The following is an 8,399-nucleotide window of genomic DNA, read 5'->3' as shown; positions in this document are numbered from 1 at the left end:
ATTTTCATCTTCTTTATTCATTAAAGAAACTATTTCTAAACTATTTAAAGTATCTAAATTTTCTGAATTCTTGTTTCTTTTTTCCGTATCTAAGTTTGAAATATCCATTTTATTTTTCATTAATTTCCTCCATTTTAAATTTTTCTCCTGCCCCTATATATGGCAATAAATCTAAATAATCCTTCTCAACTTTTCCAATAATATTTATTGAATCATCTGCTGGTAATTCTTTTTTTATAATATTTATTTCCCCTGCATATCGATTAGCAAGATCATTATCTACTGTAATGTCTCCAATTTTTCTTATACTGGTATTACTAGGTTTTATTGCAAACCAATTTTTTAACCTAGATTCCTCTGCCCTAATGATATTTCCTGAAAAATCTCTTCTGTTATGAAATACTGAATTAATATTATCCTTATATTCTTTATTGACATGCCATTTTACAGGAACAGTTATTGTTTCATTTTCTATAAATTCCTTAAATAGTTTCATGCTTATTTCTGTTAATCCTGGATCCCCAATAAAAACACCATCTATAAAGTATCGGTTCTTTAACTCTAAAGCTGAAATAAATGGTTTTTTATTACGCTGAGATTCTATTGTAGGCAAACCTTTTTTCAATGGGCCTCTTTGATTACTATCTCCCTGAATAAATGCATAAATTGGAATATTGTAGTTTTCACGTATCCATTTATTCTTTAAAGCAAACCACTTGTCTTCTAAAGCTGAATATGGTTTCGGATAGTAGTTATGCCAAGCTATAATATTTTTAAAATTTGAACCATATTTTTCTAGTTCAAGAAAATCTTCCTCTAAAATTGTACTTGCATTTATGGAAACCGTCATTAATTTACTGAGTTTAGCAATATATTCATTATCTATTCCATAATCCATTCTTACTCCTGTAACCCCAATCTCCAACAAATCCTCAATATTGTTAAGTCCATATCCCATTTTATATAGAGTATCTTTAGATGTATCTATATGAAGTTCTAAATTCTTCTTTTTACAAAGACTAGCTAAAATAATCAAATTATTTTTTACTAAATCTGTATTTTCTTCTGGTATATGTACTGATGTAAATACTTTTTTAAAACCAATCTTTGTCATTTGTTCAATCCAATTTTCTTCATTTGCTGAAATATTATTACCTAAAAAAATTGAAAATCCAAATATTAATTTCTTTTTTGTTTTTTTAAAGTAATTACTTAATTCATAATCTTCTTTAAATTTCGTTTCTACCAATTAATTCCTCCAATCTTTCTAAATCTTAATTTTCCATAATGGAAAACAGTTGCAAATATTTTGCTATTTGATATTATTATAATATAAAGAAATAATATTTCAAGTATTTTATTATTTTTTTGTAATATCGTTACATAATAGGAGGAAAAAATGAACAAAAACAACATATTTAATAGAATAAATAGCATTTATGAAAATTTAACGAATTCGGAAAAGAAAATTGCCGATACTATATTAAATGGAAACTACAATATAATAACAATGACCACAGCTGAACTTGCAAAGGTTTCAGAAACAAGCTCAGCTTCGGTAATACGTTTTTGTAAATCTATTGGAGTTTCCAGTTACACTGAATTAAAAATATTACTGTCTTCTGAAAGTAAATCAGTAAAACTCACAGACTATTCCGATATTTCACCTGATGAAAATATTTTTGAAATAAAGAAAAAAATATTAGCAAATGCATCTAAATCCATAGAAGAAACTGTCAATTTAATTACTGAAACAACAATAGAAAAAACAATAAAAATCATGGAGCAGGCTCCTTTAATATATACCTACGGTATTGGTTCTTCCTACTTAGTAGCTGAAAATATTTTCCAAAAATGGAGTCGTATAGGAAAATCTATAATTTGCTTCAATGATTTACATCATTTGATTTCTTGTATAGCTTCAGCACCAAAAAACAGCTTGGTTATTGGTATTTCAAACTCTGGAGAAACGTCAGAAGTTATTTCTGCTATGAAAATAGCAAACAATAGAAATCTAACTACTATTGGAATAACACAATTAGGTCCTAATAGTTTAAATAAAATATCAGATTTAACCCTTCAAACAATTAAATCTAAAGAAGCTGAAATTAGAAGTGCTGCAACTAGCTCTTTAATGTCTCAATTTATTCTTGTAGATATACTATTTTATTCCTATATACTAAACGATTATGATAGATACATAGATTTAATAAAAGCTTCTAGACTGTCTGTTTTAGAATATAAGGGTTTTACAAATAAATAATATTTAATTGTATTTACCAATTTTACCATAAGGTATTGCCCATATAGCTGATATTATCAATCTTCCAATTATGACAAATGGAGGCCAAAAAAAGATTCCTATAAATATGAAAATATTTACTAATAAAGAGAATTTACTTCTCTTATCCTTAGATATTATTTTTTGTAATTTAGAATCTTCACCACTTGCTTTAACCAAGGTCTTAGTTAATATTCCATAGGATAAACCCCACATAAAATAAACTATGGAGTAAGAAAATGCTGGCCATATTTTTGTAGGAAATTCACTTATCTTATATGTTACAAGAGGAGAAAAAGTTAAGTAAAATAGCCAAAAATTATTAGTCCAGACTGCAGAATCGCTTATTGACTTAGCTAAATATAAAAATTGATGATGGCTTTGCCATATAACAATAATAAAAATAAAGCTGGAAATATATGTAATTAAACTTTCTCTAATTTTCCATATTTCATAAATTGATGGTGTTTTAGGAACTTTTAAATTTAAAACCAATAAAGTAATTACAATAGCTATAACACCATCTGAAAAAGCCTCTAATCTATTTTTATTCATAAACATATAATACTTCCTAATTAAATTTACTAGAAATATTTTTCCAAGAGTTAAATACCTAAAACATATTAATTGGTATTTATAAGAATTAATTAAAAAAATATTACAAAAACACAATAAAAAACACCATAGCTTAACTATGATGTTTCACTAAGTATTCAATTGCTTCAATATATCCCTTAAAGCCTTTCCCTTTTATTGTTTCAACACAGGCTTGTCTTATGTAGGATATTTTTCTAAATTCATCTCTACTATCTGGGTCTGATATATGCACTTCCACCGTTGGTATTCCCACTGCCTTCACTACATCTAATAAAGCTACTGATGTATGGGTGTATGCTGCCGGATTTATTACTATACCATCGTATTTACCATAGGACTCTTGTATTTTATCTACTAAATCCCCTTCATGATTGGATTGGTAAAAACTTACTTTAGTATTTAATAGTTTTGCCTCCTCTTTAACATAGGCTATTAAATCATCGTAGGTTTCTCTACCATATATTTCAGGTTCTCTTATTCCTAACATATTTATATTAGGCCCATTAATTACTAGGATTTTCATTAAATGCCTCCACTATTTCATCTACAGCATTAGGTAAATAGACATTATTTACTTTAATATCACTAAAAGCCTCATATTTACTTTGTCTTTCTTCTTTTATTTCTATTAGCCTATTAATTCCACCTTGAGACAATGGTCTTCCCTGTGTTGAAAGCTTATCTATTTCTCTTTCTATAAGGACAATAAATCCATTTTGTTTTAAAGGATTATAATTTTCTTCATCAAGTACAACTCCACCACCTGTTGATATTACTACACCGGTTTTTCTTGAAAATTTATTAGTAAGCTCTTTCTCTATTTTTCGAAAGCTTTCTTCTCCCTCTCTTTCAAAAATTTGTGGAATTGACATATTTTTTTCTTTTTCTATTTCCTTATCTATGTCTATAAATTCTTTTTCTAACTTTAATGCAACTTTTTCTCCAATACTGCTTTTACCTGAACCTGGCATTCCTATAAGGATAATATTGTGGGTACTTCTATATATTTTTCCATATACTTCGTCTAATTTACTATTATCTATTTTTTTGTTTAAAAATATTTCCACAGCCTCTTTTGCCTGCCCTACTAACATTGGAAGTCCATTTATAGTTTTTATTCCAAGTTTTTCACCTTGTAAAATTAAGGCTGTTCTGGCAGGATTATAAACAACATCTGCTACAGCCTCTATGTTTCTAAATTCATTTAAATCCACAAGGGACTTTGCTTCTCCAGGATACATTCCAACAGGTGTACAGTTTATAATAACTTCAACAAAATTATATTTTTCTAAGTCAGAAAATTTAATTTTTCCCTTTCGTGAAATTATAAGTATTTCTTTAGCACCTAAGTCCTCAAGAACTACTCTTACTGTTTGAGAAGTAGCACCATCACCAAGTATGGCTACTCTTTTGTTCTTTATAGTAATTTCACCTTTTGAAAGCATATACTTTACACCGTAATAATCGGTATTATCACCGTATAATTTTCCATTTGAAAACTTCACTACATTAACAGCATCTATTCTTTTAGCTATATCTGAAATTTCATTACAGTATTTCATAACAGTTTTTTTATAGGGTATAGTTACATTAATGGCCTTTAAATTTTCATCTTTTAAAAACTCCTCTATTTCCCCTTCTTCTTTTTCAAATAATTCATATTTATAGTCTGCAAAATAACCATGTATTTCAGGTGAAAAACTATAGGAAAGATGAGCTCCTAAAAGTCCATATTCTTTTACTTCCATAATTACAACAGTCCTTCTTCCATTAATAAATCCAGTATTACAGTAGCAATTACAGCTTCTATTACCGGTACTGCCCTTACAGCTATACAAGGATCATGTCTACCATGTATTACCAGTTTTTCTTTCTTTTTTGTATTTAAGTTAATTGAATCCTGTTCTAAGGAAATAGATGGAGTCGGTTTCATTGCAACCTTTAAAAGCACTGGCATACCATTGGAAATTCCTCCAATAATTCCACCATTATTATTTGTTTTCGTTCTTATTTCTCCATTAACAATATCAAAAGCATCATTGTGTTTTGATCCTTTTAATTTTGTTCCCTGAAAACCACTTCCAAATTCAAGGCCTTTTATTCCGGGAACTCCAAATAAAACTTTTGCTAGTTTATTTTCAATTCCATCAAACATAGGATTTCCAAGTCCAACAGGTAAACCTATTACTCCGGCTTCAATTATTCCACCAATGGAATCCTGTTCATTTCTAATATCATTTAAATATTCTTTCATTAACTGGGAAGTTTCTTTATTTAATACAGGAAAATCCCTATTTGATACTGCTTCTAAATCCTCTTTAGATAAATTTACAAAATCATAGGAATCGTCCTTTAATTCACCTAAGGATAATAAATGTGCTCCTACATAAATATTCTTTCTTTCAAGTATTTGTTTAGCTATTCCTCCAGCAATACATATTGGTGCTGTAAGTCTTCCTGAAAAATGACCTCCACCTCTCATATCTGCAAAACCCCTATATTTTACATAGGCAGTAAAATCTGCATGGGAAGGTCTTGGAACTATTTCCAGATTTTTGTAGTCCTTGGATTTTTGATCCTTATTAAATATAATTCCCGTTAAGGGACTACCTGTTGTTACGCCGTCTACTATTCCGGACAAAAATTCAACTTCATCCTTTTCTTTTCTTTTAGTTCCAAATTTGTTTTTCCCTGGTGCTCTTCTTCCCATAAATTGATTTAATCTATCTAAATCAATTTTTTCACCTGCCGGTAAACTGTCAATTGTACATCCAATTCCTCTACCATGGGATTCTCCAAAAATTGAAACCTTTAATTTATTACCAAAACTAGATGACATCTATATTTCCCCCTAAGGACTTAAAATCTTCATAAAATTTAGGATAGGATTTATTTACAGCTTCTGCATCTTTAATAATTACCTTGTTTTCTGAAATTATAGATCCAATTGCTGAAGCCATTGCAAGTCTATGGTCATTAAAGGATTCCGTCTTACCACCTTTAAGCTTTCTAACTCCTTCAACTGTTAAACTTTCAGGTTCTTCAAAAGCCTTACCACCTAAATTTTCAATCATTTTTCTAGTGGTTACCAGTCTATCACTTTCCTTTAATCTTAACCTTTTAGCATTAATAAATTCTGTTTTCCCTTCAGCATAGGAAGCAACTATGGATAATATAGGTAAAGAATCCGGTATTTCTGAAATATCCAAGGTAATGGCCTTTAAATTACCTGGACTAACTTTTACATAGTCCTCTCCTACTTCTACCTTAGCACCAAAATCCTTTAATACTTTGACTATTTCCTTATCTCCTTGAGTGGAGTTCATATTTAATTTTCTTACAACAACTTCTTTTCCAATTGCACCTGCAGCAAGGAAAAATGCTGCATTTGACCAGTCGCCTTCAATCCTTACATCACTTGTAGATATATATTTTTGACCTTTTTTAACAAAGAATCCATTTTCAAATCTTTCTACAACTACTCCAAACTGTTCCATAGCATCTATTGTCATTTCAACATAATTTCTAGATTCTAACTTTGTTGTTAATCTGATTTCAACATCTTCATCTAATAAAGGCGCAGCAAATAACAAGCCGGAAATATATTGGGAGCTAACATCACCGGGAATTTCAAAAACTCCACCTTTTAAACCGTTTTTTACAGTAAAGGGAATTTTTTCCTTAGAAAAAGTAGTTCCATGTTCCTTCATGGCATTTATTAAATCCGACATTGGTCTTTCCGGTAATCTTCCCCTACCGGTAAAATCCACTTCCTTATATAAAGCAGCTGCAATAGGTAACATCAACCTATAGGTAGTTCCACTTTCCATACAGTCCAGTAAAGGAACTGAATTTGTTTTTTCTATAGGTGTTACTTTTATATTAATCCCGTCTTTTTCAATTTTGGCCCCTAATGCCCTTAAGCAATTCATAGTTGTGTCTATATCAATTGAAGTTTTTTCCAATACAATATTTGTAGTCTTATCTGCTAGTGCAGCACAAATTAAAATTCTATGGCCATGGGATTTTGAAGAAATTGCATCTACTTCACCATTTAAATAATTTGGTTTTATTGAAATATCCATATACTATTCCTTTCCCAATTCTATAAATTCTTTAATCTCTTCTGTTTTAATATTATATAATTTACAATTTCCAATTTTTTCAGGAACAATTAAATTAATATTAGTACCTAAAACCTTCTTGTCCTTTATTGCCTTTTCATATAATTCCTCTGTAGAATAGTCTGAATTAATAGGTAAATCATTCTTTATTAAGGCTTTTTCAATTTTTTCACTAATCTTTTCCCTGGCTATATTTTTCTTTTCAGAAGCCCTGGCTATTATCCCCATTCCTGCAGCAACTGCATGGCCATGGGTTATTTCATAATTACTGCATCTTTCAATAGCATGTCCTACAGTATGGCCTAAATTTAGCAATTGTCTTTTACCTCTATCAAATTCATCATTTGCAACAATATCCCTTTTATGTTCAACACATTTTTTCACTATATCTATAATATCTTCACTATTTGCTGTAACCCTATCTTGTAAAAATCTATTAAATAATTCCTCGTCAAATAAAACTCCGTATTTTATAGCTTCTGCTATACCATCAGCAAATATTTTTTCATCTAGCGTCTTAAAAGTTTCTACATCACAAATTACCTCTATTGGCTGTTTAAAAGCCCCTGCTAAATTTTTACCGGCTTCTAAATCAATAGCTGTTTTTCCACCAACAGAAGAATCTATTGCTGCAAGAAAAGTTGTAGGTATTTGTAAATAATCTATTCCCCTAAGGTAAATTGCCGCTGCAAAACCTGCAATATCACCAACAACTCCACCACCTAAGGCTATAATCAAATCATTTCTATTAATTGTATTACCTGCTAAAAATTCTAAAATTTCACTTAGAGTATTAATATTTTTAGATTTTTCTCCGTTAGGAAATACAAATTTATAATTTTTTATATTGTTATTAGATAGTTCCTTAGTTACTTCTTCACCATATAGACTGTTAACTATATCATCGGTAATAATTGCAACAGTGCAATCGCCCTTTAATTCCTTTATTCTCTTGGAAATATTATTAAAAAGATTTCTTCCAATTACAACATTATATTTTATTGAGGCATTAATTGGAATATTAATGGGACTTTTCACTTTTCATTTCTCCTATTTCATTAACTGTTTTTCTTACTAAAGCTATTTCCTTCATTAATCTGTCGAATTTAGAAGGTTTTAATGATTGTGGTCCATCACATAAAGCTCTTTCAGGGTCATTATGAACCTCAATTAAAAGACCATCTGCACCTATAGCTGTTGCCGCTATTGATAAAGGTTCTACCATTTCCCACATTCCTGATGCATGGGAAGGGTCAATTATTATTGGTAAGTGGGTTTTTTCCCTTAAGTATGGCACTGCTGTAATATCTAAGACATTTCTTATACCTGTTTCAAAAGTTCTTATTCCCCTTTCACACAGTATTACATTTTTATTTCCACCTGCCATAATATACTCG

At 29.8% G+C, this 8,399-nt stretch carries 8 protein-coding genes and 1 pseudogene; 1 reads left to right on the top strand and 8 read right to left on the bottom strand.

Annotated elements, in window-relative coordinates; translation table 11 throughout:
• Positions 1–109: 109 nt before the first annotated feature.
• Positions 110–1,249 (bottom strand): MupG family TIM beta-alpha barrel fold protein, encoded by a 1,140-nt coding sequence (locus WAO56_RS04915; protein ID WP_422144825.1) that lies wholly within the window; start codon positions 1,247–1,249, stop codon positions 110–112.
• 150 nt (positions 1,250–1,399) lie between these two features.
• Between WAO56_RS04915 and WAO56_RS04910 the strand changes: the two genes are divergently transcribed.
• On the top strand, positions 1,400–2,263 hold the full coding sequence (locus WAO56_RS04910) for a MurR/RpiR family transcriptional regulator (RefSeq protein WP_422144824.1): 864 nt from the start codon (positions 1,400–1,402) through the stop codon (positions 2,261–2,263).
• Between the two features lie 3 nt (positions 2,264–2,266).
• On the opposite strand, the gene WAO56_RS04905 is transcribed toward WAO56_RS04910, so the two are convergent.
• The 7 genes and pseudogenes from WAO56_RS04905 to WAO56_RS04875 form a co-directional block, all read right to left on the bottom strand.
• Positions 2,267–2,842 carry a TMEM175 family protein gene (locus tag WAO56_RS04905; RefSeq protein ID WP_422144823.1) on the bottom strand — a complete coding sequence of 192 codons (576 nt, stop codon included), beginning with the start codon at positions 2,840–2,842 and terminating at the stop codon, positions 2,267–2,269.
• A gap of 127 nt (positions 2,843–2,969) precedes the next feature.
• A complete protein-coding gene (gene aroQ, locus WAO56_RS04900) occupies positions 2,970–3,401 on the bottom strand; it encodes a type II 3-dehydroquinate dehydratase (RefSeq protein WP_422144822.1) in 432 nt (143 codons plus the stop codon).
• On the bottom strand, positions 3,382–4,716 hold the full coding sequence (locus tag WAO56_RS04895; RefSeq protein WP_422146288.1) for a shikimate kinase: 1,335 nt from the start codon (positions 4,714–4,716) through the stop codon (positions 3,382–3,384). The genes aroQ and WAO56_RS04895 overlap by 20 nt, the downstream gene beginning before the upstream one ends.
• Positions 4,629–5,717, bottom strand: coding sequence for a chorismate synthase (aroC, locus tag WAO56_RS04890; RefSeq protein ID WP_422144820.1), 1,089 nt, complete (start codon positions 5,715–5,717; stop codon positions 4,629–4,631). Before aroC ends, WAO56_RS04895 begins: the two co-directional genes overlap by 88 nt.
• On the bottom strand, positions 5,707–6,963 hold the full coding sequence (gene aroA, locus WAO56_RS04885) for a 3-phosphoshikimate 1-carboxyvinyltransferase (protein ID WP_422144819.1): 1,257 nt from the start codon (positions 6,961–6,963) through the stop codon (positions 5,707–5,709). Before aroA ends, aroC begins: the two co-directional genes overlap by 11 nt.
• 3 nt (positions 6,964–6,966) lie before the next feature.
• Positions 6,967–8,040, bottom strand: a complete 1,074-nt coding sequence (gene aroB, locus WAO56_RS04880) for a 3-dehydroquinate synthase (RefSeq protein WP_422144818.1) — start codon at positions 8,038–8,040, stop codon at positions 6,967–6,969.
• Positions 8,024–8,399 (bottom strand): annotated as a pseudogene (locus WAO56_RS04875) (3-deoxy-7-phosphoheptulonate synthase); the annotation flags it as partial. The gene aroB and the pseudogene WAO56_RS04875, both read right to left, overlap by 17 nt.

Origin of the sequence: Miniphocaeibacter sp. (assembly GCF_049276255.1) — a bacterium.
In the GTDB taxonomy this organism is placed as follows: domain Bacteria; phylum Bacillota; class Clostridia; order Tissierellales; family Peptoniphilaceae; genus Miniphocaeibacter.
The sequence above is the reverse complement of the archived record's forward strand: the minus strand, read 5'-3'. Positions and strand labels throughout refer to the sequence as shown.

Bases quoted from the DNA above. Each gene is read 5' to 3' on its own strand.
- WAO56_RS04910 (WP_422144824.1), top strand. From the start codon at position 1,400: ATGAACAAAAACAACATATTTAATAGAATAAATAGCATTTATGAAAAT.
- WAO56_RS04905 (WP_422144823.1), bottom strand. From the start codon at position 2,842: ATGTTTATGAATAAAAATAGATTAGAGGCTTTTTCAGATGGTGTTATA.
- aroQ (WP_422144822.1), bottom strand. From the start codon at position 3,401: ATGAAAATCCTAGTAATTAATGGGCCTAATATAAATATGTTAGGAATA.
- aroC (WP_422144820.1), bottom strand. From the start codon at position 5,717: ATGTCATCTAGTTTTGGTAATAAATTAAAGGTTTCAATTTTTGGAGAA.
- aroA (WP_422144819.1), bottom strand. From the start codon at position 6,963: ATGGATATTTCAATAAAACCAAATTATTTAAATGGTGAAGTAGATGCA.